At 68.4% G+C, this 26,796-nt stretch carries 23 protein-coding genes; 10 read left to right on the top strand and 13 right to left on the bottom strand.

The window, feature by feature from the left end; translation table 11 throughout:
• The first annotated feature begins 89 nt into the window (after positions 1–89).
• Positions 90–851 carry a molybdate ABC transporter substrate-binding protein gene (gene modA, locus A5709_RS02000; protein ID WP_068010149.1) on the top strand — a complete coding sequence of 254 codons (762 nt, stop codon included), beginning with the start codon at positions 90–92 and terminating at the stop codon, positions 849–851.
• Here the strand turns inward: modA and A5709_RS02005 are convergent.
• Entirely contained in the window at positions 848–3,517 is a 2,670-nt protein-coding gene (locus tag A5709_RS02005; RefSeq protein WP_068117590.1) for an adenylate/guanylate cyclase domain-containing protein, read from the bottom strand. The two genes, modA and A5709_RS02005, sit on opposite strands and share 4 nt — an antisense overlap.
• Before the next feature lie 135 nt (positions 3,518–3,652).
• Between A5709_RS02005 and A5709_RS02010 the strand changes: the two genes are divergently transcribed.
• From A5709_RS02010 to A5709_RS02030, 5 genes are all read left to right on the top strand, one after another.
• Complete coding sequence (locus A5709_RS02010) at positions 3,653–4,462, top strand: ABC transporter permease (RefSeq protein ID WP_156767941.1); 810 nt, start codon at positions 3,653–3,655, stop codon at positions 4,460–4,462.
• Positions 4,459–5,565, top strand: a complete 1,107-nt coding sequence (locus tag A5709_RS02015; RefSeq protein WP_068117596.1) for a sulfate/molybdate ABC transporter ATP-binding protein — start codon at positions 4,459–4,461, stop codon at positions 5,563–5,565. The genes A5709_RS02010 and A5709_RS02015 overlap by 4 nt, the downstream gene beginning before the upstream one ends.
• Before the next feature lie 120 nt (positions 5,566–5,685).
• The gene (locus A5709_RS02020; RefSeq protein ID WP_068010156.1) at positions 5,686–6,747 is read left to right on the top strand and encodes an alanine and proline-rich secreted protein Apa; all 1,062 of its coding nucleotides are present in this window, start codon (positions 5,686–5,688) and stop codon (positions 6,745–6,747) included.
• A 135-nt stretch (positions 6,748–6,882) separates the two neighbouring features.
• Positions 6,883–7,182, top strand: a complete 300-nt coding sequence (locus tag A5709_RS02025) for a GlsB/YeaQ/YmgE family stress response membrane protein (RefSeq protein WP_067950437.1) — start codon at positions 6,883–6,885, stop codon at positions 7,180–7,182.
• A 46-nt stretch (positions 7,183–7,228) separates the two neighbouring features.
• Positions 7,229–8,257 (top strand): zinc-binding alcohol dehydrogenase family protein, encoded by a 1,029-nt coding sequence (locus tag A5709_RS02030; RefSeq protein WP_067950439.1) that lies wholly within the window; start codon positions 7,229–7,231, stop codon positions 8,255–8,257.
• Between the two features lie 6 nt (positions 8,258–8,263).
• Here A5709_RS02030 and A5709_RS02035 read toward each other — a convergent pair whose 3' ends face one another.
• The 3 genes from A5709_RS02035 to A5709_RS02045 all read right to left on the bottom strand — a co-directional run bounded on the left by A5709_RS02035 (position 8,264) and on the right by A5709_RS02045 (position 12,548).
• On the bottom strand, positions 8,264–9,028 hold the full coding sequence (locus A5709_RS02035) for a CPBP family intramembrane glutamic endopeptidase (protein ID WP_068117598.1): 765 nt from the start codon (positions 9,026–9,028) through the stop codon (positions 8,264–8,266).
• A 203-nt stretch (positions 9,029–9,231) separates the two neighbouring features.
• On the bottom strand, positions 9,232–11,625 hold the full coding sequence (locus tag A5709_RS02040; protein WP_068117602.1) for a phosphoketolase: 2,394 nt from the start codon (positions 11,623–11,625) through the stop codon (positions 9,232–9,234).
• Positions 11,626–11,699: 74 nt separating this feature from the next.
• Positions 11,700–12,548: an SDR family oxidoreductase gene (locus tag A5709_RS02045; RefSeq protein ID WP_068117606.1), complete on the bottom strand. Its 849-nt coding sequence runs from the start codon at positions 12,546–12,548 to the stop codon at positions 11,700–11,702.
• A gap of 71 nt (positions 12,549–12,619) precedes the next feature.
• On the opposite strand from A5709_RS02045, the gene A5709_RS02050 reads away from it, so the two are divergent.
• Positions 12,620–13,129, top strand: a complete 510-nt coding sequence (locus tag A5709_RS02050) for a GNAT family N-acetyltransferase (protein ID WP_067950448.1) — start codon at positions 12,620–12,622, stop codon at positions 13,127–13,129.
• Positions 13,130–13,137: 8 nt separating this feature from the next.
• Here the strand turns inward: A5709_RS02050 and A5709_RS02055 are convergent, their stop codons facing one another.
• The 3 genes from A5709_RS02055 to A5709_RS02065 all read right to left on the bottom strand — a co-directional run bounded on the left by A5709_RS02055 (position 13,138) and on the right by A5709_RS02065 (position 16,387).
• Positions 13,138–13,635, bottom strand: a complete 498-nt coding sequence (locus A5709_RS02055) for a DUF427 domain-containing protein (RefSeq protein WP_067950450.1) — start codon at positions 13,633–13,635, stop codon at positions 13,138–13,140.
• A gap of 57 nt (positions 13,636–13,692) precedes the next feature.
• The gene (locus A5709_RS02060) at positions 13,693–15,306 is read right to left on the bottom strand and encodes an alkaline phosphatase family protein (protein WP_067950452.1); all 1,614 of its coding nucleotides are present in this window, start codon (positions 15,304–15,306) and stop codon (positions 13,693–13,695) included.
• Positions 15,307–15,469: 163 nt separating this feature from the next.
• Positions 15,470–16,387, bottom strand: a complete 918-nt coding sequence (locus A5709_RS02065) for an undecaprenyl-diphosphate phosphatase (protein ID WP_067950454.1) — start codon at positions 16,385–16,387, stop codon at positions 15,470–15,472.
• A 158-nt stretch (positions 16,388–16,545) separates the two neighbouring features.
• Between A5709_RS02065 and A5709_RS02070 the strand changes: the two genes are divergently transcribed.
• The 3 genes from A5709_RS02070 to A5709_RS02080 all read left to right on the top strand — a co-directional run bounded on the left by A5709_RS02070 (position 16,546) and on the right by A5709_RS02080 (position 22,712).
• A complete protein-coding gene (locus tag A5709_RS02070) occupies positions 16,546–18,945 on the top strand; it encodes a CoA transferase (protein ID WP_068010159.1) in 2,400 nt (799 codons plus the stop codon).
• A gap of 60 nt (positions 18,946–19,005) precedes the next feature.
• Positions 19,006–20,490 (top strand): acetyl-CoA acetyltransferase, encoded by a 1,485-nt coding sequence (locus tag A5709_RS02075; protein WP_068010161.1) that lies wholly within the window; start codon positions 19,006–19,008, stop codon positions 20,488–20,490.
• 110 nt (positions 20,491–20,600) lie between these two features.
• On the top strand, positions 20,601–22,712 hold the full coding sequence (locus A5709_RS02080) for an NAD-dependent epimerase/dehydratase family protein (protein ID WP_068010163.1): 2,112 nt from the start codon (positions 20,601–20,603) through the stop codon (positions 22,710–22,712).
• Here the strand turns inward: A5709_RS02080 and A5709_RS02085 are convergent.
• From A5709_RS02085 to A5709_RS28635, 6 genes are all read right to left on the bottom strand, one after another.
• Positions 22,701–23,933, bottom strand: a complete 1,233-nt coding sequence (locus A5709_RS02085) for an NAD(P)/FAD-dependent oxidoreductase (RefSeq protein ID WP_068010165.1) — start codon at positions 23,931–23,933, stop codon at positions 22,701–22,703. The two genes, A5709_RS02080 and A5709_RS02085, sit on opposite strands and share 12 nt — an antisense overlap.
• Before the next feature lie 49 nt (positions 23,934–23,982).
• Entirely contained in the window at positions 23,983–24,708 is a 726-nt protein-coding gene (locus tag A5709_RS02090) for a DUF72 domain-containing protein (RefSeq protein WP_067950463.1), read from the bottom strand.
• On the bottom strand, positions 24,705–25,340 hold the full coding sequence (locus A5709_RS02095) for an endonuclease (protein ID WP_068010167.1): 636 nt from the start codon (positions 25,338–25,340) through the stop codon (positions 24,705–24,707). The genes A5709_RS02090 and A5709_RS02095 overlap by 4 nt, the downstream gene beginning before the upstream one ends.
• 43 nt (positions 25,341–25,383) lie before the next feature.
• On the bottom strand, positions 25,384–25,716 hold the full coding sequence (locus A5709_RS02100; protein WP_068010170.1) for a TfoX/Sxy family protein: 333 nt from the start codon (positions 25,714–25,716) through the stop codon (positions 25,384–25,386).
• Positions 25,717–25,726: 10 nt separating this feature from the next.
• Positions 25,727–26,113: a nitroreductase family deazaflavin-dependent oxidoreductase gene (locus A5709_RS02105; protein ID WP_067950469.1), complete on the bottom strand. Its 387-nt coding sequence runs from the start codon at positions 26,111–26,113 to the stop codon at positions 25,727–25,729.
• 79 nt (positions 26,114–26,192) lie between these two features.
• Complete coding sequence (locus A5709_RS28635; RefSeq protein WP_231986827.1) at positions 26,193–26,681, bottom strand: hypothetical protein; 489 nt, start codon at positions 26,679–26,681, stop codon at positions 26,193–26,195.
• Positions 26,682–26,796: the final 115 nt, after the last annotated feature.

Consider the following 26,796-nt stretch of genomic DNA (forward strand, 5'->3'; position numbering starts at 1 on the left):
CGGATCATTTGCGTAACTATTCGGCGGGCACTTTTTTGCGCGATTAAGCCCGTAATTGGTCCGCATCGTCGGCGGGCTAGGGTGCATGCATGCGGCGGATCGGGATCCTGGCCGGTGTGGTGTCGATGGTGCTGGCGATGGGCCTGTCCGGGTGCGGTTCGAGACCGCCCTCCGCATCCGGCAAAGTGGTGGTCTTCGCCGCCGCCTCGCTCAAGCCCGCGTTCACTCAGATCAGTGCGCAGTTCAGAGCCCAAAATGCGGGCAGCAACGTCGACTTCGAATTCGCGGGATCGTCGGAACTGGCCATCCAGTTGACGCAGGGTGCGATCGCCGACGTCTTCGCCTCGGCGGACACCGCGCAGATGGACACGGTTGCCAAGGCCGGCCTGCTGTCCGGCAGCGCGACGAACTTCGCGTCGAACACGCTGGTGATCGTCACCGCCCCGGGCAACCCCAAGAAGATCGGCGCCTTCGCCGACCTCGCGAGGCCGGGGCTGGGGGTGGTGGTCTGCCAGGTGCCGGTGCCGTGCGGAGCGGCGACCCAGCGGGTCGAAGTCAGCACCGGCGTCCACCTCAACCCGGTGAGCGAGGAACCCAGCGTGACGGACGTCCTCAACAAGGTCACCACCGGCCAGGCGGACGCCGGGCTGGTGTACGTCACCGACGCCCAGAGCGCCGGGAACAAGGTGACCCGCGTCAGCTTCCCGGAGGCCGCCGGCGCGGTGAACGTCTATCCGATCGCGGTGCTGAAGAATGCTCCGCAGTCGGCGTTGGCGCAACGGTTCGTGGCCGTGGTGACCGGTGAAATCGGTCAAAACATTTTGGCCCAGTCGGGCTTCGCCAAACCCTAGAATTCAGCGGGCCGTTCGAAATCGGTTCGGATCTTGTCGATTTGGGCATAGGCGTAGGTCACGATGTCGGCCGTGGTCATCACCTCGCCCTTGCGGGCGAGCGATTCGTAGCTTTGGTCGCCGAGGACCTTGCGAAGATCGGCGATCATTTCTCCGAGTTCGGGCAAGGTCGTTGCCGCCATCGCACTGACCGCCGCAAGCCCGGCGATGATGGAAGCCGGTTCGTAGCGTCCTAGCCGGTTGAGGAACACGGCGAAGACAGCGAGCGCGTTGTACATCATGCCGATGTTGCCCGACTCGTGGTTACTGCGAATGGCCACGGCGAGATGATCCAAGGCCGCCCAGGGGTCCCCTTGCTCGGCCATGAGTCCGGCGGCCCAGTATGGGAATTGGGTCTCGTAGAACCGGTTGCCGCTGTCCCGCGCGACGAGCAGGCTACGGCGCAGCGCCGCCAGGGCGCGACCCGGATCGGTGGCCCGGACGGCGTACCCGTACACGAAAAGTACGTAAGCAAGCACCCATGGATTTCCGTTCGCTTCGGCGGCATCGATGAGGCTGTCGGCGATTGCCGTCGCCTCGTCGGCCGAACCGCAGACGGCCAAAGCGAAAGCCAGGTTCGCCCTCCCGAACGTGTTGGCGTCGCCGCTGCGCCTCACCTGGGCGCGACACAGCTCGAGGTACCGTTCGGGCTGCCCGACGAACAAATACGCACTGCCGAGAAACGCCTCGCCGAAGTACGACACTTTGTCGCCTGCGGCGGCGATAACCGTCTGACCGATTTCGCTGTAGCCCACAGCTTCTTGGTACCGGCCGACAAGAACGGACAGCGATGCCCCCACGCATACCGCTGCCAGCCGCGGGTGTTCGACGGCATGAAGGGGTCCGACCATTTCTTCGGCCCAGGCGATGGGTTCGTAGTTCTCGAGAAACGGACCAAGCAAGCCCGCATACGCGGCGATGGCGGCGCCCGCATCCAGGTCGCCGTGGTCGGCGGCCCAACGAAAGGCGATGCGCAGGTTGGCCAGCTCGACCGTGAGCCAGCCGTACGCCTCGCGCTGTCGCGGGCTGTCCCACAGCGCCATGAGGTCGGCTTCCCGTCCGGCGAAGTAATGGGCGTGCGCGGTCCGGACCGCGTCTGCCTCACCCGATGCGATGAGTTGTTCCTCGGCGAACTGGCGGATGGTTTCCAGCATCGAAAAGCGGGTGCGCGCCGCGGACTTGTCCGTCACGAGCAGCGACTTGCGCACCAGGGCGTCGAATACCTCCAGGATGGCGTACTCGTCGGGCTCTTGCGATCCGGCCACCGCGCACGCGCTTTGCACGTCGAAACCGCCCGCGAAAACCGAACAGCGTTGCAGCACAGTCTTTTCGGTGTCGTCGAGAAGGTCGTAGGACCAGGCCACCGCGTGGCGCAGCGTGTGATGACGTTCCAGGCCCCGACGCGAGCCGACCAGCAGCCTGAACCGGTGATCGAGGCGATCGCGCATTTCGCCGGCGGTCATCGACGCCATCCGTGAGGCGGCCAGCTCGATGGCCAAGGGAATCCCGTCAAGGCGCCGACAGATCTCGATGACCGCGCCGGCCTCACCGCCGTCGGCCAGCGAGAAGCCCGGCGAAATGCCTTGGGCGCGTTCGACGAACAGGGTCACCGCCGCAGAATCGACGCCCGCCGCCGCGTCCAGCGAGCGCACCGGCCGCACCTGCTCGTCGGGGACTCCGAGTCCTTCGCGACTGGTGGCGAGGATTCGTACGGCCGCCGAGCGCGCCACGATGGCCTCGATCAGGTCAGCGGCGGCGTCGAGAACGTGCTCGCAGTTGTCGAGCACCAACAGCCGTACCCTGCCCTCCAGTGCCGCGGCCACCGATTCGGTGACGGTCTTGCCCGGTTGCTGGGTGATGCCGAGCACCGCGGCAACCGCGTCGGGCACCGCCGCCGGATCGGTGACCGCGGCCAGCTCGAATAGCCAAACCCCGTCGGGGAACACATCTGCCAGTCGCGCGGCGACTTCCGTCGCGAGGCGGGTCTTGCCGACCCCACCCACGCCGGTCAGCGTGACCATCCGATGCGCCTTGACCGCCGCCTCGACGTCGGCGACCTCAACCTCCCGTCCGATCAAGCTGGTGGTCGCGGGCCGCAGGTTTCCCGGAGGCGTGTCGAGCGCCCGCAACGGCGGAAACTCGGCACGTAGTCCCGCTGCCCGTACTTGAAACACCCCGACCGGCATCGGCACGTCCCGCAACCGTCGCGACCCCAGATTGACGAGGTCGACTCCGCTGAGCAGACCCGCGGTCGAGTCGGCCAACAGGATCTGCCCGCCGTGACCGGCCGCCATCACCCGTGCGGCGCGGTTGAGCACCGTGCCGAAGTAGTCACCCTCGCGCAGCTCGGCTTCGCCCGTCGCCAGCCCCATCCGCACCGGCAACTCCAGGTCGCGCTGAGCGGCCACCGCTGCGTCGACCGCTGAGCGCGGTGACGCGAACGCCGCGCAGACGCCGTCGCCGGTGTGCTTGAACAACCAACCGCCGTGCGCCTCGATTGCCGTTCGCAACACCATGTCGTGGGCGGCCAGCGCCACCCGCATCCCGTCGGCGTCGGCCTCCCACCGACGGGTCGAACCCTCAATGTCGGTGAACAGGAACGTCACGACACCCGAAGGAGCGGGCATCTCAGCAGAATCTCACAACAGACGTGCTCCGAACTGGCTCATCGGCGGAAACTCCCGCGCGTTACCCGATTGGCTATACGTCCGGCGCTAGGTTGAGGCGGTCCAGATCTCCCGATCCCTGTTAGGGGTGTACGTATCAGCGAGCGCCCTCCGGATCTGCCGCGGTGGGTATACCTACCCGCCGCGGTGGGGACGGTGTTCGTGGTGCTGCCGTTGCTGGCCATCGCGATCAAGGTCGACTGGCCGAATTTCTGGTCGTTGATCACCAGCCCGTCGTCCCGGACGGCGCTGTTGCTCAGCCTCAAGACCGCCGCGGCCAGCACCCTGCTGTGTGTGCTGCTCGGCGTGCCGATGGCGTTGGTGCTGGCCCGCAGCACGGCGCGGCCGGTGCGGCTGTTGCGGCCGTTGATCCTGCTGCCGTTGGTGCTGCCGCCGGTGGTGGGTGGGATCGCGTTGCTCTACGCGTTCGGCCGGCTCGGATTGCTCGGCCGGTACCTCGACGCCGCCGGCATCAGCATCGCGTTCAGCACCACCGCGGTGGTGCTGGCGCAGACGTTCGTCTCGCTGCCGTTCCTGGTTATTTCCCTGGAGGGGGCCGCACGCACCGCCGGCGCCGACTTCGAGGTCGTCGCGGCGACCCTCGGGGCGCGTCCCAGCACCGTCTGGTGGCGGGTCACCCTCCCGCTGCTGCTGCCGGGCCTGACGTCGGGCACGGTCTTGGCGTTCGCCCGCTCGCTGGGGGAGTTCGGCGCGACCCTGACGTTCGCAGGGTCGCGGCAAGGAGTCACCCGCACGCTGCCGCTGGAGATCTACCTGCAGCGCGTCACCGACGCCGACGCGGCGGTGGCGTTGTCGATCCTGCTGGTGGCCGTGGCCGCCGTGGTTGTGTTGGGGTTGGGCGCCCGCCGGCTGACCGGCACCGAGACGAGGCAGACCGGGCCATGAGCGAATTGCACCTGCGCGCCGTGGTGGCGGAGCGCCGCCTGGACGTCGAATTCTCCGTACCGGCGGGCGAAGTGCTGGCGGTCCTGGGACCCAACGGCGCCGGCAAGTCGACCGCGCTGCACGTCATCGCCGGGCTGATTCGCCCGGACCGCGGGATGGTGCGGTTGGGGGGCCGGGTGCTGACCGACACCGAGTCCGGGGTGGACGTGGCGACCCATGACCGCCGCGTCGGCCTGCTGCTGCAGGACCCATTGTTGTTCCCGCACATGAGCGTTGCCGCCAACGTGGCGTTCGGGCCGCACAGCCGTCGTGGCCGGCTCCGCCCGGCCCGGGCCGCGGAGAGGGCAACAGCGCTGCGCTGGCTGCGCGAGGTGGAGGCCGAGCCGCTGGCGGACCGGAAGGCGCGCCAGCTGTCCGGCGGTCAGGCCCAGCGGGTGGCGATCGCGCGGGCGCTGGCCGCCGAACCCGACGTGCTGCTGCTCGACGAGCCACTGGCGGGCCTCGACGTCGCCGCGGCCGCCGGGATCCGCGCGGTGTTGCGCGGCGCGGTCGGCCGCACCGGCTGCGCTGTCGTGCTGATCACGCACGACCTGCTCGACGTGTTCACCCTGGCCGACCGGGTGCTGGTGCTCGAGGACGGCAAGGTCTCCGAGATCGGCCCGGTCGCCGACGTGCTGACGACGCCGCGCAGCCACTTCGGGGCGCGCATCGCCGGCATCAACCTGGTCAACGGGACCATCGGCCCCGACCGCTCGCTGCACGCGCGCTCGGGCGCCCGCTGGCACGCGGCCCCCGCCGTTGAGGGAGGCGACGAGCTCGCTGAGGGACGCAACGCGATCGCGGTCTTCCCGCCGACGGCGGTGGCGGTCTATCGGGAGCTGCCACACGGCAGCCCACGCAACACCGTCGAAGTGACGGTGGCGGAGATGGACATTCGCGGGTCGGCGGTGCTGGTGCGCGGCGAGCAGCAGCCCGACGGCGCCCCCGGGCTGGCCGCGGAGATCACCGTCGACGCCGCGTCGGAGCTGCGGCTGGCGCCCGGGCAGCAGGTGTGGTTCTCCGTCAAAGCCCATGAGGTGGCGCTCTATCCGGCGGCGTACTGAGGGACGGGACCGAGCGCGTGGCCGCCCGGTGGGTTGCACATCGGCAACATCGGCAAAACGGCATCGCAATTGTCCGCAAGGCTCCTTGCGTCACAGCGGTAACACGGTAGGTTCGTCGCCATGGACCAGGTGGAACCCAACTCGACACGTCGCAAAGGCCTGTGGGCGACGCTGGCGATAGCCACGGTGACCAGTGCCAGCGCCGTCACGATCGCTTTGCCGGCGACCTCGAACGCCGACCCGGAAGTCCCGACTCCGGTCCCGCCGGCGACGACGACCGCCCCCGCCCCGGCTCCCGCCGCAGGCCCGGCGGCTCCCGCAACCACTCCACCGCCGGCTGCTCCGGCGCCCGGCGCCCCTCCGGCACCGGTCGATCCCAACGCGCCCGTGCCACCGCCGCCGCCGCCCGTCGACCCGAACGCGCCGCCGCCCCCGCCGCCCGCCGACCCGAACGCCGGGCGGATCGCCAACGCCGTAGGCGGCTTCAGCTACATCCTTCCTCCCGGCTGGGTGGAGTCGGACGCCTCCCACCTCGACTACGGCTCGGCGCTGCTCAGTAAGACGACGGGGCAGCCGCCGCTGCCCGACCAGCCCCCACCGGTCGCCAACGACACCCGCATCGTGATGGGCCGGCTGGACCAAAAGCTTTACGCCAGTGCCGAAGCCAACAACACGAAGGCCGCGGTGCGGCTGGGCTCGGACATGGGTGAGTTCTTCCTGCCGTATCCGGGCACCCGAATCAACCAGGAAAGCACCCCGCTCACCGGGGCCAATGGCGTCACCGGCAGCGCGTCGTACTACGAGGTCAAGTTCAGCGACGCCTCCAAGCCCAACGGCCAGATTTGGACCGGCGTCGTCGGACTGCCCGCGGCGAACACGCCGAACGGCGGCCCGCCGCAACGCTGGTTCGTGGTGTGGCTCGGCACGGCGAACGACCCCGTCGACAAGGGCGCGGCCAAGGCGCTCGCCGAGTCGATCCAGCCCTGGGCGGGCCCGCCCGCCGCGGCGGCTGGTGCCCCGCCGGCCCCGGGGGCCCAACCCGCGCCGGCTCCGGCCCCAGCAGCACCGGCGCCAGCTCCGGCTCCAGGAGCCCCGGCGCCCTCGCCGGCTCCGGCGCCGGCACCCGCGGGAGAGGTCAGCCCCACCCCGGCGCCGGCACCACCGCGGACGCAATCGACCTGACGCGGCCCCTCGGCGCGCCGCGATGATGCGCCAACCGTCTCCGAATCGGATCCTTTTTCGTTACGCAAAGCGGGTATACCGAAGTGATGGCCCAGCAACTCGCTGGGCTTTGCCAGCGATTGCAAGGAGACCCGCATGACCGTCATGGCAGCTACCGAATATCTGGCCCGCTCAACGACGTTCACGAGCGTCGGCATCATTGGATACATCATCATCGGTGGTCTGGCGGGTGCGCTCGCCAGCAAGATCATCAGGGGCAGCGGTGCCGGCATCCTGATGGACATCGTGATCGGCATAATCGGCGCCTTGATCGGCGGCTTCATCCTGAGCTTCTTCGTCAACACCGCAGGTGGTGGTCTGATCTTCACGTTCCTCACCGCGCTGCTGGGGTCGCTGATCCTGCTCTGGATCGTCGGCATGGTGCGACGGACCTGATCAGTTAGTACGTTGCGGCCGTGGTGGTTAGCGGCATGATGGACGAATGGTTCCACCGCTGACCACCACGACCATGCGCGCGTGGCGGGTGCGCCGGCCCGGACCGATGGACACCGGCCCGCTCGAGCAAACCACCGCCGACGTGCCGCGCCCGGGGCCGGCGGAGTTGCTGGTCGCCGTGCGGGCCTGCGGGGTGTGCCGCACCGACCTGCACGTCACCGAGGGCGACCTGCCCGTACACCGCGACCATGTCACACCCGGCCACGAGGTGGTGGGCGAAGTCGTCGAGGTCGGTCCCGACGCGGGCGACGGGTTTGAGGTGGGAGACCGGGTGGGGATCGCCTGGCTGCGCCACACCTGCGGCGTGTGCAAGTACTGCCGCCGCGGCGACGAGAACCTGTGCCCGCAATCCCGTTACACCGGCTGGGACGCCGACGGTGGCTACGCCGAATTCGCTACGGTGCCAGCCGCTTTCGCGCATCCGCTGCCCGGCGGTTACAGCGACAGCGAGTTGGCGCCGTTACTGTGTGCCGGCATCATCGGCTATCGCTCCCTGCTCCGCGCCGACCTGCCGCCGGGCGGACGGCTGGGTCTGTACGGCTTCGGCGGCAGCGCCCACATCACCGCGCAGGTCGCGTTGGCGCAGGGCGCGGAGGTGCACGTGATGACGCGTGGAGCCGAGGCGCGTGAACTGGCGATGCAGCTGGGCGCGGCGTCGGCGCAGGGCGCGGCCGACCCGCCACCGGTCCCGCTGGATGCGGCCATCCTGTTCGCCCCGGTCGGGGAGCTGGTGCTGCCCGCGCTGGAAGCGTTGGACCGCGGCGGCACTCTGGCGATCGCGGGCATCCACCTGTCCGATATCCCGGTGCTCAACTACCAGCGCCATCTGTTCCAGGAACGCCAGGTCCGCTCGGTCACCTCGAACACCCGGGCCGATGCGCGGGCGTTCCTCGACTTCGCGGGCCAGCACCACATCGAGGTGACCACGCCGGAATACCCGTTGGACCAAGCGGATCGTGCGCTAGCCGATCTCAGCGCCGGCCGTATCGCCGGTGCGGCGGTGCTGCTGGTGTGACCGGCCTCAGGCCGTCAGGTGCCAGACCAGGGCGGCGGCCAGCGCCCCGAGGCCGTTCAGCGACCAGTGCAGCGCGATCGGCGCGATCAGGCTGCCGCTGCGACGGCGCAGCCAGCTGAAGACGAATCCCGCGGCACCGGTGGCCAACACCGCGCCGGTCACCCCGGCCAGCATCCCGACGACACCACCGCCGAGAATCCGGGTGAAGCCGACATTGCTGCTGGTAAGCCCGAGCGACGTCGCGACGTGCCACAGCCCGAAAAGCAACGACCCCGCCAGTGCGACGCCGCGGAACCCCCACGCCCGATGCAGCGCGCCGTGCAGCACGCCGCGGAACGCCAGCTCCTCCGGGATCACGGTCTGCAGCGGGATGATGACCATCGAGGCGATCAGCGCGCCGGAGACCGTCGCATAGCGGTGGTTCAGAAACATCGGCCGGGTCACGGGGAGCAGCACCCCCACCGCGATCACCGCGGCCACGACCAGCACCGCGGCCACCGCGTAGCCCAGCCCCGACTTCCAGTGTTCGCGCCCCAAGCCCAGATCGGCCCAGTCCAGACCGTTGGCCCGCATCAGGAAAACCAGGCCGACGGCCGCGGCAGGAACCACGGCGATGCCGGCCCACGGGGTGGTGAAGTGCGCGACGAGGTTGGTCAGCACCAAGACCGCGACGACGACGGCGATGTCGAGGTGGATGCGAGCCCGGTGCAGCGCCGAGAGCTGCGAGATCACCGGATGGTGAATGTCGGGTGTCTCGGCGGCGTCAAGCATTCAACCAGCTTACCGATCGGCGGCCGCCGCGACGGTTCAACGAGATTGCCGTCACGGTCGTGGTAGGCCCCGAAGGGCAACCGTGACGGCAATCTCGGCGCGAATCAGCTCGACTCCCAGGTCGATGGGTCGTCTCGCTCCCATCACTCACTACGTTCGTTCTGCTCGCTCGACTCCCAGGTCGATGGGTCGTCTCGCTCCCATCACTCACTACGTTCGTTCTGCTCGCTCGACTCCCAGGTCCAGCCGGCGATTTGCGGGTCATCCTCGCCATGCTCACGGGTGTAGATGCGCGCGGCGAGCCGGGCGTCGACCATCCGCTGGCGCAGCTCGGCGGCGCGGCTGGCCAGCCCGTCGACCCGGTCGATGACGTCCATCACCAAATGGAAGCGATCCAGATCGTTCAGCATCACCATGTCGAACGGCGTCGTGGTGGTTCCCCGCTCCTTGAACCCGCGCACGTGGATGTGCGGGTGGTTGGTGCGGCGGTAGGTGAGCCGGTGAATCAGCCAGGGGTAGCCGTGGTAGGCGAAGATGACCGGCTTGTCGCGGGTGAACAGCGCGTCGAACTCCTTGTCCGGCAGGCCATGCGGGTGCTCGGAATCCGGCTGCAACCGCATCAGGTCGACGACGTTGACCACCCGGACCGCCAGCTCCGGCAGTTCGCGGCGCAGGATGTCGGCGGCAGCCAGCGTCTCCAGCGTCGGGATGTCCCCGGCGCAGGCCAGCACCACATCGGGTTCGCCGGTGGCGGTGCTCGCCCACGGCCAGATCCCCACGCCGCGTGCGCAGTGCGCGATGGCCTGGTCCATGTCCAGGTAGGCCAGCGCCGGCTGCTTGCCGGCGACGATGACGTTGATGTAGTCGCGGCTGCGCAGGCAATGGTCGGCCACCGACAGCAGCGTGTTGCCGTCCGGCGGCAGATACACCCGGGTCAATTCGGCCCGCTTGTTCGCCACCAGGTCGATGAAGCCGGGATCTTGGTGGGACGCGCCGTTGTGATCCTGGCGCCACACGTGCGACGACAGCAGGTAGTTCAGCGACGCGATCGGTCGCCGCCACGGCAGCTCCAGGCTGGTGGCCAGCCACTTGGCGTGCTGGTTGAGCATCGAGTCGACGATGTGGACGAACGCCTCGTAGCAGTTGAACAGGCCGTGCCGGCCGGTCAGCAGGTAGCCCTCCAACCAGCCCTGGCACAGGTGCTCGGAGAGCACCTCCATGACGCGGCCGTCGGGCGCGAGGTTCTCGTCGTCGGGCCCGAGCTCCGAGAGCCACACCTTGGCCGTCGACCCGTAGACGGCGTCCAGCCGGTTGGAGGCCGTCTCGTCGGGGCCCATCAGCCGGAACCGGTCGCGGTTGCGCGCGATCACGTCCCGCAGGAAGGTGCCCAGCACCCGGGTGGCCTCGTGGGTTTGCGTCGCCGGCTGCGACACCGTGACCGCGTAGTCACGGAAGTCCGGCAGGTCGAGGTCGTGCAGCAGCAGGCCGCCGTTGGCATGCGGATTGGCGCTCATCCGGCGATCGCCCACGGGCGCCACTGCCCGCAGCTCGGCGCGCAGCTTGCCGTTGCCGTCGAACAGCTCCTCCGGCCGGTAGCTGCGCAGCCACTCCTCGAGCTGCGCCCGATGCTGGGGATTGTCGTGCGTCTCGGCCAGCGGGACCTGATGCGCGCGCCAGGTGCCCTCGACCTTCTTGCCGTCCACCACCTTCGGGCCGGTCCAGCCCTTGGGTGTGCGCAGCACGATCATCGGCCAGACGGGCCGCTGCGTCGCGTTGCCGCTGCGGGTGGCGCTTTGGATGGCCGCGATGTCGTCGAAGGCGTCGTCGAGCGCGGCGGCGAGCTGCTGGTGCACGTTGGCCGGGTCGTCACCGGCGACCGTGATGGGCCGGTAGCCATAGCCACGCAGCAGCGCCTCGAGTTCGGCGTGAGGGATGCGCGCCAGCACGGTCGGGTTGGCGATCTTGTAGCCGTTAAGCTGCAGGATGGGCAGCACCGCCCCGTCCGTGACCGGGTTGAGGAATTTGTTCGAATGCCAGCTGGCGGCCAGCGGCCCGGTCTCGGCCTCGCCGTCGCCGATCACGCAGGCCACGACGAGATCCGGGTTGTCGAACGCGGCGCCGTAGGCGTGCACCAGCGCATAGCCGAGCTCACCGCCCTCGTGGATGGAGCCGGGCGTCTGGGCGGCGACGTGACTAGGAATGCCGCCGGGAAAAGAGAACTGCCGGAACAGCTTTCGCAGCCCTTCGGCGTCCTCCTCGATGCCGGTGTACACCTCGCTGTAGGTGCCCTCGAGATAGGCGTTGGCGACCAGCGCGGGGCCGCCGTGGCCGGGCCCGGTAACGTAGATGACGCTGGCGTCGCGGTCGCGGATGACTCGGTTCAGGTGCGCATAGATCAGGTTCAGCGCCGGGGTGGTTCCCCAGTGGCCCAGCAGCCGCGGTTTGACGTGCTCGGCCGCCAGCGGTTCGGTCAGCAGCGGGTTGTCCAGCAGGTAGATCTGTCCGACCGACAGATAGTTGGCGGCGCGCCAGTATGCGTTGATCAGGTCGAGTTGGTCGTCGGCAAGGGGAGCGGTTGTCTGGGTTTGTAGGCTCACTCCGCCGATTGTCCGCGCCCGCGGTGAACGGCGCCCGACGCGATCGCCGACTCCGCCGCGCTCGCGATCGCCGACTACTCCTCGCCGCGAGCCCGCGACTCGTAGGCCCTGCGCTTCTCGGCGTCGACGTCGTCGGTGAAGACGTGCTCGCCGCCGAGCGCGCGGTTCAGCCCTTCGGACAGCGCGCGGGGCATGAACTTCTGCGACGCGATGATCGCGCCGGCGGTCTTCGTGACCCGCACCCGCGGCCGGGGATGAGCCACCAGTTTGACGATCGCCTCCGCGATGTCGGCCGGCTCGGCGTTCTTGATGCCCTTGGCGCCCGAGGTGCCGGCGATCAACTCGGTGTTCACGAACGTCGGCATGACGACCGAGAACTTGACGCCCGCCTTGCGGCATTCCAGCCGGGCGGTATCGGTGAAGCCGATCACCGCATGCTTGCTGGCGCAGTAGGTGGCGGCCCCGGCGATGTAGGTCTCCCCGGCGAGTGAGGCGACGTTGATGACGTGTCCGGACCGGCGGGGGACCATGCGCTGGGCCGCCAGCTTGCTGCCCAGGATGACGCCGTAGACGTTGATGTCGAGGACGCGCCGGGTGACGGCGTCCGGCTCGTCGACCATCCGGCCGAGCGGCATGATGCCGGCGTTGTTGACCAGCACGTCGATCGGGCCGAGTTGGCGCTCGACCTCGTCCAGGAAGTCCGCGAACGAGTGCGGGTCGGTGACGTCGAGCATGCCGTACACGTCCAGGCCCAGCGCGGAGCCGGATTCCTTCACCCGCACCTCGTCGATGTCACCGATTGCCACTTTGGCGCCCAGATTGTGCAACGCGGTCGCGGTGGCCAACCCGATGCCGCGGGCGCCGCCGGTGATCACGATTACCTTGCCGCGGACCTTCAGCCCGACGGACGCCGTGTCTGCCATTTTCGTACCCTCCGGAGTCTTGACGGGTGTCAACTAGGCAATCTGACCCCAGATCGTCGAATACTGCAACGATGACCCAGGTGCGGGCGGCGGTCCCGGCGGACGCCTACGAGGTGGCCTGTTTACACGTGCGGTCGTGGCAGTCGGCCTACCGGGGGCTCATCGGCCGCGCCTACCTGGACAACCTCACCCCGGAGGCGTTGGTCGACCGGTACACCTTCGGCCGCGTGGGGTTGCGGATGCCGTCCACCTTGGTCGCGGTCGAGGGGTCCGCGATCCGCGGCTTCGCCACCACGGGCCTATGTCGTGAAAACGACCTACCGAACTTTGGTGAGCTGATGGCGCTGTATGTCGACCCGGACCATCTGGGTGCGGGGGTGGGGCGCTCGCTGATGGTGGCCGCCCGGGAGCGGTTGCGGCGAGTCGGTGCGCGAGGCGCCGTGCTGTGGGCGCTGGAGGGCAACACCCGCGCGCTGAGCTTTTACGGGCGTGACGGGTGGCGGCCCGACGGGTCTTGCCGCGCAGCGGATTTCGGCACTGACACGCGGCGCTTGGTCCGTTACCGGATAGAGCCGGTGTAGCGGCGCGATCACCAACCCGTCGAGCCGGGGATGCCTTTGAACGGGCCGGTCACCCAGCTGGTGATCCAGCCGCCGTAGAAGCCGCCGGGTTGGGGCACGACGACCTCTCCGTTGACCGTGCAACGGTCGACATTGGCGGCCATCACCGCGACCGCCCCGGCGATGGCTTCGAATCCGGGCGTCGGACTCACATAGCTCCAAGCCGATTTCGGCGCGACGACGCCGCCGCCCAGCAGATCGTAATAGGTTGCCCGGCCTTTGAATTCACACCAGGAGCTGCCGGACGTCTCACGCAGCGCCCCCTCGGCGAACGCGTCACGCGGGAGGTAATACGTCGGCGGATGACTGGTCTCGAGCACCCGCCAGGCCCGACGGGTGGATGCGATGACTTCACCACCCAACTCGACGGTGATGCGACCGGTGAACGGCTCGACGCGGGGCGGGCGCGGGTAGTCCCACACCGACTCGCGGCGTGGTGCGGCGGCTTCAGATTCGGAGTGGCTCATGCGTTGCCTCGACTCGTCGGTTACTTCGTACCTCCGGCCAGGCTAGGGGCGGCCGGTCTATGGCCAGTATTCATTCATCGGCTGCGCGAATTTGTCGTTGTTGGTGAGGCGGGGAAGGTGCAGGGCGTCTTCGATGGTGCGCAGCAGGCTGTAGTGGTCGTTATGGGTGGCCGCGACGAAATGACCCTGGCGCATACCGGAGTTCGGCGATGGGATGACGATCATGGGCACGTGGTTGCCCTCGTTGCCGATCGTCAACGACAGGTTGTTGTAGTCCTCGTCCCAGGTGATGAAGATCGCGCTGCGTTGGGTCTGGAACGCGGGCGAATTCACGATCGTCGGCAGCACCTGCTGCAGGAACTGGTCGCCGGCCTTGATGTTGTATTGGTGGAACGTCAGTTCGCTGCCGATGAAGCGTACGTTGACGGGGCCTTCCATGTTGTGGTCCTCGTCCGCGGCGAACCACACGAAGTTCGGGGTGGTGTTGGCCGACGCGAGATCCGTAGCCATCCGTGGCAGCGGCAACACATGCGCCTGGCACCGGGCGGCGTTGGACACGATGTCGTGGAAGGCGAGGAACGGGAGCTCACCGGGGGAGTAGCCCCCACTCGACGCGGTGGCACACGGGGTGGGCATGGACTGCTCGTAGCCGGCCCACGTCTTGTTCGCCGCCTCGAGCGTGTCGGCCAGGTTCGGTGCGTCGAAACAGTTCATCGCGCAGTCGTAGTTCGCGCCGAAGTCGGACCCACCGAGGACGGGGAAATAGTTCGGGTTGCTCGGGTGGGTCAGGGCGTAGTAGTTGGACCCGTATCCGTAGGTGTTGATGAGGCTGTTGATGTAGGGCGCATTCGGGCTGCCGACAACGTCTTTGACGCCGTGGTTCTCCATGTAGACCAGGAACACGTGATCGAGGGGGCCGACGGTGGAGTTCGGCGGCGCGGGTAGCGGCGGGGCGGGCAAAGGGACGCCGACCGTGAAGGAAATGTTGTCGGCATACGAGTGGTTGTAGGCGCCGCCCGCCCAGTGGGTGTCCTTGAAGGTCACGGTCACCCGCGCGCGGGTTGTGCCCGCGGGAATGGTTCCCGTGGTGTCGCGTTCGACCAGTTCGGTCTGGAAGCCGCGCTGCAGTATCGAGACCGGCCCGATTTTGGCTGTGCCCAAAGGTGATTGGCCGGGCCCCAAGAAGTCAGCGGTGACCGACGCCTCGGACAGTTCCAGCCGGTTGCCGCCGAGCCAACCACTCAGCGTGAAGGGCACGTTGCCGTTGTTGATGGCCGCCGCCGCGCCGCTGAGATCGACGATTTGTGAGATTGTGGACGTCGCCACGTTTCCGCCGCCGAAGTACTGCGCACCGCCGTCGGGTGGGCCGTGCTGGGCGGACGGAAACGCCAGGAACTTCGGCATGGTCGGCCCCGGCGACCCGAGGGGCGAGGGCAGCCGGACCAGGGTGTTGTATTTGATCACCGTCGGCGTGCCGGTCACGGTCCAGCCGGGGATCGATACTCCGCTGTATCCCGACAGTGAGGGGTCCCCGAGCTCGGCGCCCGGGTTGACCAACAGATTCGGGCTCATCGGAGCGGCGGCGGTCGCTCTGGGTGCGGTGAACGCCGACAGCACCAGCATGCCGGCCCCGATCGCGGCGCCGGCCGCCCGGCAAAGGCGACAGAACATTCAGGCATCCCCCCGGTGGTACGGCGCCGCGCGTTGCTCCGTAGATCGTGAGCTACGTCACTGCTGCGCACCTAGCCGTTGCACGAATCGATACGCAGCAGTTGCCGTTTGGTGACCGAGTCGGTGAAGAGATGGCAGAAGAAATCGTGTAAGCCGTTGCGCGTCAGCTGACGGCGAGCCACACCAGGCTGGCGCCGCCGGCCAGGGCGCAGTAGATGGCGAACGGCGTGAGGGTGCGGGTTTGGAAGTACTGCGTCAGGAACCGCACGGCGAGGTAGGCGCACACGAAGGAGGCGACGCTACCGGCCAGCACCTGGCCCCCTATCCCGCTCGCTTGGGGCCCGAACAACTCCGGGATCTTGTACAAGCCGGCGGCCAGGATGATCGGCGTCGCCAACAAAAAGGAGAACCGGGCGGCGTCCTCGTGGGACAGGCCGCGCCACAGGCCGGCCACCATGGTGATGCCCGAACGGCTGATGCCGGGCAGCAGCGCCAGGATCTGCGCGGCGCCGATCAGGATGCCACGGCGCAAGGGGAGTTGGGCCAGGCGGTTGTCGACGGCCTCCCCGGTGTGCAGGGGTTGTTCACCCACCGGCCGCTCGTGGTCGGCCGCGGGCGCTACCCGCCGGCGCAGCACCTCGCCCGCGTACAGCGCGATGCCGTTGAGCAGCAGGAAAATCGCCGCCGGGACGGGCCTGCCGAGTGTGGTGCGGAACGTTTTTTCCAGGACCAGCCCCGCCAGGCCGACCGGAATCGTGGCCCCCACGATGAGCCAGGCGAGCCGCTCGTCGGGGGTGTTGATCCGGCGATGCCGCAATGACGACACAAATCCGGCCACGATGCGCAGCCAGTCCCGCCAGAAGAACACCAGCAGCGCGGCGGCCGTGGCCACATGCAGGCCGACGATGAACGCCAGGTAGGGCGATTGGGGGGCCGAGACGCTCAGGTCTTCGGCCCACCGGCCGCCGACCACCGCGGGCACCAGCACCGCATGCCCGAGGCTGGAAACCGGGAACAGCTCGGTGACGCCCTGGAACGCGCCGACCACCACCGCCTCGATGTAGGTCAAGTGCGCGCTCATATCAGATGCCTCCGTCGGATCGTTCGCCCGTGGCTTCGCCGATCGGCCTGTGACGATAGCCGACCGCGAGTCCGCCCTCCCAATCAGCTTGCCCAGTTGGCTTTTTGGCTGGTGGGGGGACCGTCCGCCGGGCCGGCCACCGCACCGGCGGGTACGGTGTGCTGATGTCCGACGGGCTGCTTGACGCCGTGCGCGTCCTCGACTTGTCGAGCGGTAACGGCGACGCGGTGACGCGCCTGTTCGCCGACTTGGGCGCCGACGTGCTCAAGGTCGAACCCCCTACCGGAAGCCCGGCGCGTGATTCGCCGCCGATGCTGGCCGGCGCGAGCATCCCGTTTGCCGTGCACAACGCCAACAAGCGCAGCGTGGTGCTGGACCCGTTCGACGAGGACGACTGCGGCGTGTTCCTCGACCTGGCCGCCCAGGCCGACATCGTCGTCGACGACGGCTTCTATGGGGAGGCCCCGACCTTCGGGACGTCGGTGGAGGAGCTGGCCGCCCAGCACCCGCATCTGGTCGTGCTCTCGATCACCGACTTCGGCGCCACGGGGCCGCGGTCGCTGTGGCGGGCCACCGATCCGGTGTTGTACGCGATGTCCGGCTCGCTGTCACGCTCGGGTCCCACCACCGGCACCCCGGTGTTGCCGCCGGACGGTATCGCGTCGGCCACCGCCGCCGCCCAGGCGGCCTGGGCAACCCTCGTCGCGTATTACAACCGATTGCGTTGTGGCACCGGCGAATACATCGACTTCTCGCGTTTCGATGCTGTGGTCATGTCGCTCGATCCGGCGTTCGGCGCGCATGGGCAGGTCGCGGCCGGCATCCGCCGCACCGGGCAGTGGCGGGGGCGCCCGAAGAACCAGGACGCGTACCCGATTTACCCCTGCAAGGACGGTTACGTCCGGCTGTGCGTGATGGCGCCGCGCCAATGGCGAGGCCTGCGGCGCTGGCTGGGCGAGCCGGCCGACTTCCAGGACCCGAAATACGACGTGATCGGGGCGCGCTTCGCCGCGTGGCCGCAGATCAGCGAGTTGGTCCAGGCGCTGTTCGCCGAACAGACCATGAAGGATCTGGTTGCCGCGGGGCAGGCTCATGGCGTGCCGATCGCCGCCGTGCTGACGCCGTCGTGGGTGATGGATTCCGAGCACTTTCAGGCGGTGGGCGCGGTCACCGACGTCGAGTTGGTCCCGGGGGTGCGCACCCGCGTGCCCACCGGTTACTTCGTCGTCGATGGACTGCACGCGGGTTTCCGCAGCCCGGCCCCGGCCGCGGGGCGGGACGGACCGGGCTGGCGGGGGAACCCGGCGGTCGTGCAATCGCCCTCGGGCCGCGTCGGCGACTATCCGTTTGCGGGACTTCGCATCTTGGATCTGGGCATCATCGTCGCCGGCGGCGAGTTGAGCCGGCTCTTCGGCGACCTCGGCGCCGAGGTCATCAAAATCGAAAGCGCCGAATACCCGGACGGGTTGCGGCAGGCCCGTGCCGGAGACGCCATGAGCGAGTCGTTCGCCTGGACGCATCGCAACAACCTGGCGATGGGTCTGGATCTGCGCAGCCCCGCGGGCAAGGGGATCTTCACTCGGCTCGTCGCGGAGTCCGACACCGTCTTCGCCAACTTCAAGCCGGGAACGCTTACCGCGCTTGGCTTTTCCTACCACGATCTGCGTGCCGTCAACCCGCGGATCGTGCTTGCCGAGAGCAGCGCCTACGGCGACCAAGGCCCATGGAGCACCCGCATGGGCTACGGGCCGCTGGTCCGCGCCGCGACCGGTGTCACGCGGTTGTGGACGGCCGACGAACCGGAGAATCGGAACCACACTGGGCGGCATGCCTTTTACGATGCGACGACCATCTTCCCCGACCACGTCGTCGGGCGGATCACCGCGATCGCGGCGCTGGCCGCGCTGATCCACCGCCACCGGACGGGCGGCGGGTCGCACGTGCACATCTCGCAAGCCGAAGCCGTGATCAACCAACTCGACACCTTGTACGTCACCCAGGCCGCCCTGGCCGCGGGCGTCCCGAGAATCTCCGAGACCACCAGCCTGCACGCCGTCTGTCCGTGCGCGGGCGACGACGAGTGGTGCGTCATATCGATCGAATCCGATGACGAATGGCGTTGCGCCGCAGGTGTTTTCCATCACCCGGAATGGGCGGACGATCCGCGCTTCGCGACCGGTGAGGCGCGGCTGGCCAATCGGCGAGAGCTGGTTGAATTGGTGTCGGCGTGGACCCGCACCCGCACACCGGTACGGGCCGCCCAGCTGCTGCAATCCTCCGGCGTTGCGGCCGGGCCGATGAACCGGCCGCCGGACATCTTGGAGGACCCCCAGCTGGTCGAGCGAAAACTCTATGCCGAGATGCTGCACCCCCTCATCGAGCGTCCGCTGCCGGCCGAGACGGGCCCCGCGCCGTTCCAGCACATCCCGCCGGCCCCGCAGCGCCCGGCGCCACTGCCAGGCCAGGACACCGTCGAGATCTGCCGGAAGGTACTGGGCATGGGCGACCCGGAGATCGACCGGCTCGTCGCCGACGGCGCGCTGTTCGGGCCGCCCTGACGCGCGGGGAATCCGGCCCGCGCGACCACCCGGATCGATAGCCACGCTAAATTCACTGTCATGACCGTGCACCCCAGGACGCCGGTGTTGATCGGCTACGGCCAGGTCAACCACCGCGACGAGATCGATCCGGAGAAGCGGTCCGTCGAGCCGGTGGACCTGATGGCGACCGCCGCCCGGCAAGCCGCCGATTCGGCCGTGATCGAGGCCGTGGATTCCATCCGCGTGGTGAACATCCTGTCGGCGCACTACCGGGACCCCGGGCTGCTGCTCGGCCAGCGGATCGGCGCGACGGACTTCACCACGTTGTACAGCCCCGTCGGTGGCAACGTGCCGCAGTCGCTGGTCAACCAGGCCTGCTTGGACATCCAGCGGGGCAGCGCCCAGGTGGTGCTGCTGGCCGGTGCCGAGACCTGGCGCACCCGTCGGGGCCTGCGGGCCAAGGGCGGCAAGCTCGAGTGGACCGTTCAGGACGACTCCGTCCCGATGGCCGAGGTCAGCGGCGCCGACGTCCCGATGGCCGGCGACGCGGAAATCAGGATTCGGCTGGACCGGCCAGCGTTCGTCTACCCGCTGTTCGAGCAGGCCCTGCGGATTGCGAACGGCGAATCGGTTGAACACCACCGCAAGCGCATCGGCGAGCTGTGGGCCCGCTTCAACGCCGTTGCGGTCGACAATCCGCACGCGTGGATCCGCAAACCGGTGAGCGCCGAAGAGATCTGCGAGCCCGGCCCGCAGAACAGGATGATCAGCTGGCCGTACACCAAGCTGATGAACTCCAACAACATGGTCGATCAGGGCGCCGCGCTCGTCTTGACCTCGGTGGAGCAGGCGAGGCGCCTGCAGATCCCGGCCGACCGCTGGATCTTTCCGCATGCCGGCACCGACGCGCATGACACCTCCGCCATCGCCGAGCGGGACGAGCTGCACCGGTCTCCGGCCATCCGGCTCGCCGGTGGCCGGGCGCTGGAGCTGGCGGGCATGGGCATCGACGAAGTCGACTACGTCGACCTGTATTCCTGCTTTCCCTCGGCCGTTCAGGTGGCGGCGGCAGAACTGGGCCTGCCGGTCGACGATCCCGCCCGCCCGCTCACCGTCACCGGCGGTCTGACGTTCGCAGGCGGCCCCTGGAGCAACTACGTGATGCACTCGATCGCCACTATGGCGGAGTTGCTGGCGGCTAATCCCGGGCGGCGCGGCCTGATCACCGCCAACGGCGGCTTCCTGACCAAGCACAGCTTCGGCGTGTACAGCACCGAGCCGCCCGATGAGTTCCGTTGGGAGGACGTGCAACCGGTCGTCGACCGAGAGCCCACCCGGGACGCCTTGGTGGAATGGGAGGGCGTCGGGACGGTGGAAGCGTGGACGACGCCGTTCGATCGCGAGGGGCGACCGGAAAAGGCGTTCTTGGCCGTGCGCACGCCCGATGGGTCGCGGACCCTCGCTGTGATCACCGACAGCGCGGCGGCGCAGGTAACCGTGCGTGAAGACATCGGGGGCGCCAAGGTTGCCGTCGCCCCGGACGGCAGCGCCACGCTGCAATAACCCGGCGATAACATTCCCGCCAGCTCATGGCGCCGTTTGCCCCGTAACGGTCGCGTAGGTCGTGCCGTCTTGCCTATTGTTTAGTTTGAGGTCGGGGAGGTGAGACCCAGGTGCAGATCCTGGTTACCGACGCCACCGGCGCACTTGGGCGGCTGGTTGCACGGCAGTTGATCGCTGCCGGGCACACGGTCAGCGGCATTGCTGAGCGGCCGCATCCCTGCCTGGACCGCAACGTCGACCTTGTTTGCGCGTCGCTGCGCAACCGGGCCCTGCAAGAGCTCACCGAGGAAGCCGACGCGGTGATCCACCTGGCCCCCATCGACACCACCGCGCCCGGCAGCGCCGATATCGAGGGCCTCGCGCACGTGACCGATGTGGCCGCCCGCGCCGGCGCACGGCTGCTGTTCGTGTCCCAGGCCGCGGGGCGGCCGGAACTGTACAAGCCGGCCGAGGAACTGGTGTCCACCAGTTGGGGGCCCAGCCTGGTCGTCCGGATCGCCCCGCCGGTGGGCCGGCAGCTCGACTGGATGGTGTGCCGCACCGTGGCCACGCTGCTGCGCACCAAGGTTTCGGCGGAGCCGATGCGGGTGCTGCACGTCGACGATCTTGTGCGCTTCCTGGTCTCGGCGCTCAACACCGACCGCTCCGGTGTGGTGGACCTCGCCTCCCCGGGCACCGTCAACGTGATCACGGCGTGGCGGATGCTGCGATCCGCCGACCCGCGGTCCCGGTTGAATCGGGTGCGCAGCTGGCCGCAGCTCATCCCGGACATGGATATTGCTGCGGTACAGGAGGATTGGGCATTCGAGTTCGGCTGGCAGGCGCTCGAGGCAGTGGCCGACACCGCGCGCGGCCTCGTCGGCCGTCAGATCACCGCCGCGGGTGCCACCGACCACGGGCGCCAACTGGCGCTCCCGGTCGAGGTCGCCCCACGCCCCGCCCCCTCCGGCGAGGAGCACAGCGCGGCGCCCGAGGGTGTCGAGGGCGAATTCGACGACCGGGTCGATCCGCGCTTCCCAATTTTCAGTGCGGGCAACCTCGGCGAGCCGCTGCCGGGGCCGCTCACCCCGATCACCTTGGATGTCCAGCTGAGCGGATTGCGCACCGCGAACCGGGCGCTCAGTCACGTGCTGGCGCTGGGCGGCGTGGTGGGCGAGGAGTGGGGGAACAGGGCCATCGCCGTGTTCGGTCATCGGGCCTATGTCGGGGTTTCGGTCAACATGGTCGCGGCCGCGCAGCTGCCCGGCTGGGATCAGGATGCCGTCGCCCGCAACGCCCTCGTCGGCAGGCCGCACGTCGGAGACCCCCTACCGTTCGGTGAGCCCGCGCTGGCGGGCGGCGCCCTCGGCTACGTCGCCAAAGCCGTCGTCGCGGGACGATCGCTGGCCCTGTTGCGCCACCTCAAGTCCGATACGCGTGCCTACGGCGCGGCGGCCGAAACCGAACACCTCGACGCCGCACAGTTGGGATCGCTGCCCGACGCCGGCCTGGAAGTACGGATTCGCTTGCTGCGGGACCGCATTCACCAAGGCTGGATCCTCACTGCGTTGTGGCTGATCGATTCCGGCGTCACGGCGGCGGCGCTGGAACGCAGCAAGGCGGCGCGCAGCGTACCCGGAGTGGACATGATCATGGACAGCACCGTGGTCGCGACCGAGACCGCCGAGCTCGCCGCGGTCCTGCGGGCCGACCCGCCGCTGTGTGCGCTCGCCCGGGAAGGCAACCTCGCCAGCATCCGCGCGCTGTCTCCCAGCACCGCCGCCGCGGTCGATGCGGCCGTCGCCCGCGTCGCACACCGTGGGCCGGGGGAGGCCGAGCTGGCCAGCCAGACGTATGCCGACGATCCGGTGATGTTGCTGCGCGCGGCCGGAGAAGTCGCGGTGGCCGACGCGGCTTCGACCGAAGTGCCGCCGCCGACGCTGGCCCAGCGGCTGACCACCAGCGCTCGCGACTCCCGCGAGCTGGCCCACGACACCACTCTGCGATTCACCCATCAACTCCGGATGACGTTGCGGGAATTGGGATCCCGTCGAGTCGCGGCGGACCTGATCGACGTCGTCGAGGACGTGTACTACCTGACGTGTGACGAGCTGGTCACCATGCCGGGCGACGCCCGCCTCCGGATCAAACGCCGCCGCGCCGAACGGGAAAGGCTACAGGTGCAGCGCCCGCCCGACGTGATCGACGGGACATGGGTGCCCGTCGAACCGTCAGCCCAATAGCTCGGCCAGCGGGACCTCGACATCGGCCAGCCTGTCGGGGTCGACGGATGTCCGGGACCTGATCAGCGCTTTGACGTCGTCGAGCACATCCCAGATGTTGACGTTCATCCCGGCCAGTACCCGGTTGTCGCCGTCGAGCCAAAACGCGACGAATTCGCGTCCGGGAACGTCGCCCCGGAACACCACGCGCTCGAAGCCGGGCGCGTGCCCCACATACTCCATCCCGAGGTCGTACTGATCGGTGAAGAAATAGGGCAGCTCAGCGTATTCCCCTGGGCTGCCGAGCATCCCGGCCGCCGCCACCACGGGCTGCTTGAGCGCATTGGCCCAGTGCTCCGTGCGGATCCGGCCGCCGAACAGGGGGTGCGCTGCGGCGGCGATGTCGCCGACCGCGTAGATGTCCGGATCGCTGGTGCGCAGTGACGCATCGACCAGCACGCCCCCGTCTCCCATGGCGAGCCCGGCTTGTTCGGCGAGTTCGACGTTCGGCTTGGCCCCGACGGCCACCAACACGGCATCAGCGGACACCGTCGACCCGTCACGCATCTTCAGTCCGGTGGCTTTGCCGCCGGTCGTGGTGATCTCCTCGACCTGCGCCTCGAGCCGTAACTTCACCCCGTGATCGCGATGAAGCCGGGCGAACACCTCGCCCACCGTTTCGCCGAGCGCGGCCACCAGCGGTTGCTTCGCCGTCTCGACGACGGTCACATCGGCGCCACGCTGGCGGGCGGCGGCGGCCACCTCCAGGCCGATCCAGCCGGCCCCCACCACCGCCAGCGAAGACCCTTCGGTAAGAACCGAATCCAGTGACACAGCATCGTCGTAGGTGCGCAGATAGTGGACAGCGTCGGCATCGGATCCGGGTATCGGCGGTCGCCGGGACGCCGATCCCGTCGCCAGCAGCAGCTTGTCGTATCGCATCGTGGTGCCGTCGGGAAGCGCGACGGCATGGTCGCCCGCGTTCACGGCCGACACCCGCGAACCTAGTCTCAAGTCGACATTGTGGTCGCGATACCAGTCGGAGTTCTGCACGGTGAAATCGGTCAGCGACTTCTTGCCGGCCAGATACTCCTTGGAAAGCGGGGGTCGCTCGTAGGGCAGACGCTTCTCATCTGCAAATAAGGTGATTTGTCCGTCAAAGCCACTGTCGCGCAACGCTTCCACCGCTTTTGCTCCAGCAAGTCCACCGCCGATGATGACGAATGTTGTAGGGCTGGCCATGATTGTGACTCCGTCCTGCAGTCGACATGCCCAGCCTACGCGCGCCGGCTTACCGCAAGAGGTCTTGCAAGGTCAGCGCATTGCGCACCGCGTGGCCGCCCAGGTCGTTGTTGAAATACATCCATACGTCCTTGCCGTCGTCCTGCCACGCGGCGATCCGGTCCGCCCACCGCCGCAACTCATCGGTCGAGTAGCTGCCGGCATAGATCTCGTCCTGATCGGGACCGTGCATCCGGATGTACACCAGATCGGTGGTCGCCCGCGGCAGGCACGCCAGCCCGGCGCCGCTCATGACTACGTAGGCGGCGCGACGGCGGGCCAGCAGGTCGAAGACGGCCTCGTCATTCCAGGACGGATGTCGCAGCTCGACGGCCACCCGGATCGACGCCGGCACGCTACCCAGGAAGGCATCCAGGCGCGCGTCGTCACGCTGCAGCTCGGGATGCAATTGAACCAGCAGCACCCCGGCGCGATCACCCAACAGTTCCCAACAGCGCTCGAAGCGCTCGATCCACGGCCCGGCGGACGCCAGACGGCGGTAGTGCGTCAGTCCTCGATGCGCCTTGACCGACATCCTGAAGCCGTCCGGCAACTGTTGACGCCATCCCGCGAAGGTCGAATCCTTCGGCCAGCGGTAGAAACTCGCGTTCAGTTCGACGGTGTCGAACACCTCGATGTAGCGGGCCAGCCTGCGCCCGGTGGGCAGGCCAGGCGGGTACAGCACGTCGGCCCAATGGTTGTAGGACCACCCGGAGGTACCGATCCGCACGGTCAAGCGCTCACCTGCCGGCGCAATTCGTCGTCCAGCGATGTCCTGATGAGTGCGGCCGCAAGTCGCGCATTGCCTTGCGGCGCAAGGGCTCCCAGCTTCTCGGGCTGGGTGGGCAGACCCAACTTTTTGGCCGCGGCGGTGGCGCGGGCGTCGAAATACGGCCGCACCCAGGTCCACACGTCCTGCACCTCGCGCAGGTATATGTCGGCTCCGGTATCGCCGATTCCGTTGAACCCCTTGAGTAACCGTTTCGCGGCGGCGACGTCGCGTTCACTGCGGTCGGCGAGTTCCCGCAGATCGCCGGAATACTCGTCGCGCACGCGTTCGGCCATGTCGGTGAGCCGGGTGGCCGAACTTTCGTCGTAGCGCACGTAGTGGGCGCGGCCGAAGGCGTCGATCATGGTCCGCCGATCGCAGTCAAGCACCGCCTTCGGCGTGCGCAGCCCCGCCTTGAAAAGTTCGCGCCCGGCGCCCATGGCGATGGCGGCATCGATCGGCTTGCTGGCCAGCATGCAGATGACCAGCAGCTGAAACAGCGGCATCGGCTTGTCGGCGAGCTTGATTCGCGCCTCGGCGGCGTAGGTCGTCCCGGCGACGTCGAGCAGCCGTCGCACCAGTTGCTGGCGTTCGGACACACCTGGTCACGTACCCGCGCCGAGTGCTAGCAAACCGCGCCGGTCACTTGGGCGGCAGGCTGCGCGCGTAGCCGACGCCGCGGGCCACCCAGCCCTCGAGCTGTCGTTTGGTCCGCAACCCCGCGGGCTCCACCCGTACCCAGCCGCGAACGTCGCGGCCCGCCATCACCATTGGGCCGACGTGAGCGCGCCGCAGCACGTTGTCGAGCTCATCCGCCGGCACCCGGACCAGCAGACCACCCTGGCCGCTGACGGCCACGGACATGTTGCCGTTCACCAGGAACGCGAGCCCGCCGAACATGCGTTTCTCTTCGATGCCGCGCTCGGAGGCGACGAATTCGCGGATCTCGTTGGCCAGGTCCTCGTCGTAAGCCATGCGCGGCGCGTCAGTCCAGATCCACCCGGATGGTCAGCAGGTCGCTGCCCATCAGGCGCACCACCGCGCTGTTGAGCCGCGGGAGATCGCCGAGCCGCTGCAGCGGATCGTCGTCTGGCAGCAGATGAGCGGTGCCGCTGCGCCATCGACCGCCGATGCGCACCCGCACGGCGGGATTGGCCTTGATGTTGTGGACGTAGTCGGAGTGCTCGCCGTGTTCGGAGACCATCCAGAATTGGTTGTCGACCAAGCGTCCGCCGACGGCGGTGCGCCGCGGCTTACCGCTCTTGCGGCCGGTGGTTTCCAGGATGATCCCGGGCATCTGCCGGCCCACCGGGTTGACCAGCAGGCGCTGCACGCGGTGGACGACTTGGCGTTTGAGAGTCACGGCTCCCATTCAACGCCGACCTCGGCGCCATGTCACAGTGCAACGAAAACAGCCGCCCCCGAAGGGGCGGCTGCCTCGTTACGCCGTTTTAGGTCCCGGGGTTGACCCCGCCGCTGACCTGGCCTGAACCAGAGGTCCCGCCTGCGGGCGTGAACACCTGGAAACCAGTCGACGTGTTGACGCCCCACTGACCCAGCTGCGGGTTGAACACGACGGGAAGCTGCGTGCCGTCGGGGTCACCCACTGGCGGAACCCACGTGGCCGGGAGCCCGTAGCGAACCGGGTCGTTGTAGTGCCCCGGCGGCGGGAACCCGTTCTGTCCCGGAGGAAGCGGGCTGCCCGGCTGGTTGCAGTTGACGCCCGGCGCGCCCGGGTTACAAATCGGCTGTCCCGGCACGTGTTGACCCGGACCCGGTACGTCCCGGTCGCCTCCTGGCACATTCGGACCCGGAATGTTCGGATTTGGCACATTCGGACCGTCCGGACCGGCTTGTGCGATACCGGCGCCGATGCCGAGCGCCGCGGACGTGATACTTCCGGCCATGAGAGCGCCGGCTGTGATTTTGCTCAGATTCATAAGTGAACCCCCTTGTCGAGCAGTTGGCTGCCTGAACAGCAGCTGAACCAATTGACTTGGTGATTCGCTCACCCCACCGCCCTCATCGGGCAGTCGAACCTCCAACCCCCTGATA

This window comes from Mycobacterium sp. E1386, from assembly GCF_001672745.1.
Classification (GTDB): Bacteria; Actinomycetota; Actinomycetes; order Mycobacteriales; family Mycobacteriaceae; genus Mycobacterium.

What these genes read in the sequence shown, in the direction of transcription:
- modA (WP_068010149.1), top strand. Translation starts at nt 90, where the DNA reads ATGCGGCGGATCGGGATCCTGGCCGGTGTGGTGTCGATGGTGCTGGCG.
- A5709_RS02005 (WP_068117590.1), bottom strand. Translation starts at nt 3,517, where the DNA reads ATGCCCGCTCCTTCGGGTGTCGTGACGTTCCTGTTCACCGACATTGAG.
- A5709_RS02015 (WP_068117596.1), top strand. Translation starts at nt 4,459, where the DNA reads ATGAGCGAATTGCACCTGCGCGCCGTGGTGGCGGAGCGCCGCCTGGAC.
- A5709_RS02020 (WP_068010156.1), top strand. Translation starts at nt 5,686, where the DNA reads ATGGACCAGGTGGAACCCAACTCGACACGTCGCAAAGGCCTGTGGGCG.
- A5709_RS02025 (WP_067950437.1), top strand. Translation starts at nt 6,883, where the DNA reads ATGACCGTCATGGCAGCTACCGAATATCTGGCCCGCTCAACGACGTTC.
- A5709_RS02030 (WP_067950439.1), top strand. Translation starts at nt 7,229, where the DNA reads ATGGTTCCACCGCTGACCACCACGACCATGCGCGCGTGGCGGGTGCGC.
- A5709_RS02035 (WP_068117598.1), bottom strand. Translation starts at nt 9,028, where the DNA reads ATGCTTGACGCCGCCGAGACACCCGACATTCACCATCCGGTGATCTCG.
- A5709_RS02045 (WP_068117606.1), bottom strand. Translation starts at nt 12,548, where the DNA reads ATGGCAGACACGGCGTCCGTCGGGCTGAAGGTCCGCGGCAAGGTAATC.
- A5709_RS02050 (WP_067950448.1), top strand. Translation starts at nt 12,620, where the DNA reads ATGACCCAGGTGCGGGCGGCGGTCCCGGCGGACGCCTACGAGGTGGCC.
- A5709_RS02055 (WP_067950450.1), bottom strand. Translation starts at nt 13,635, where the DNA reads ATGAGCCACTCCGAATCTGAAGCCGCCGCACCACGCCGCGAGTCGGTG.
- A5709_RS02060 (WP_067950452.1), bottom strand. Translation starts at nt 15,306, where the DNA reads ATGTTCTGTCGCCTTTGCCGGGCGGCCGGCGCCGCGATCGGGGCCGGC.
- A5709_RS02065 (WP_067950454.1), bottom strand. Translation starts at nt 16,387, where the DNA reads ATGAGCGCGCACTTGACCTACATCGAGGCGGTGGTGGTCGGCGCGTTC.
- A5709_RS02075 (WP_068010161.1), top strand. Translation starts at nt 19,006, where the DNA reads ATGACCGTGCACCCCAGGACGCCGGTGTTGATCGGCTACGGCCAGGTC.
- A5709_RS02085 (WP_068010165.1), bottom strand. Translation starts at nt 23,933, where the DNA reads ATGGCCAGCCCTACAACATTCGTCATCATCGGCGGTGGACTTGCTGGA.
- A5709_RS02100 (WP_068010170.1), bottom strand. Translation starts at nt 25,716, where the DNA reads ATGGCTTACGACGAGGACCTGGCCAACGAGATCCGCGAATTCGTCGCC.
- A5709_RS02105 (WP_067950469.1), bottom strand. Translation starts at nt 26,113, where the DNA reads ATGGGAGCCGTGACTCTCAAACGCCAAGTCGTCCACCGCGTGCAGCGC.
- A5709_RS28635 (WP_231986827.1), bottom strand. Translation starts at nt 26,681, where the DNA reads ATGAATCTGAGCAAAATCACAGCCGGCGCTCTCATGGCCGGAAGTATC.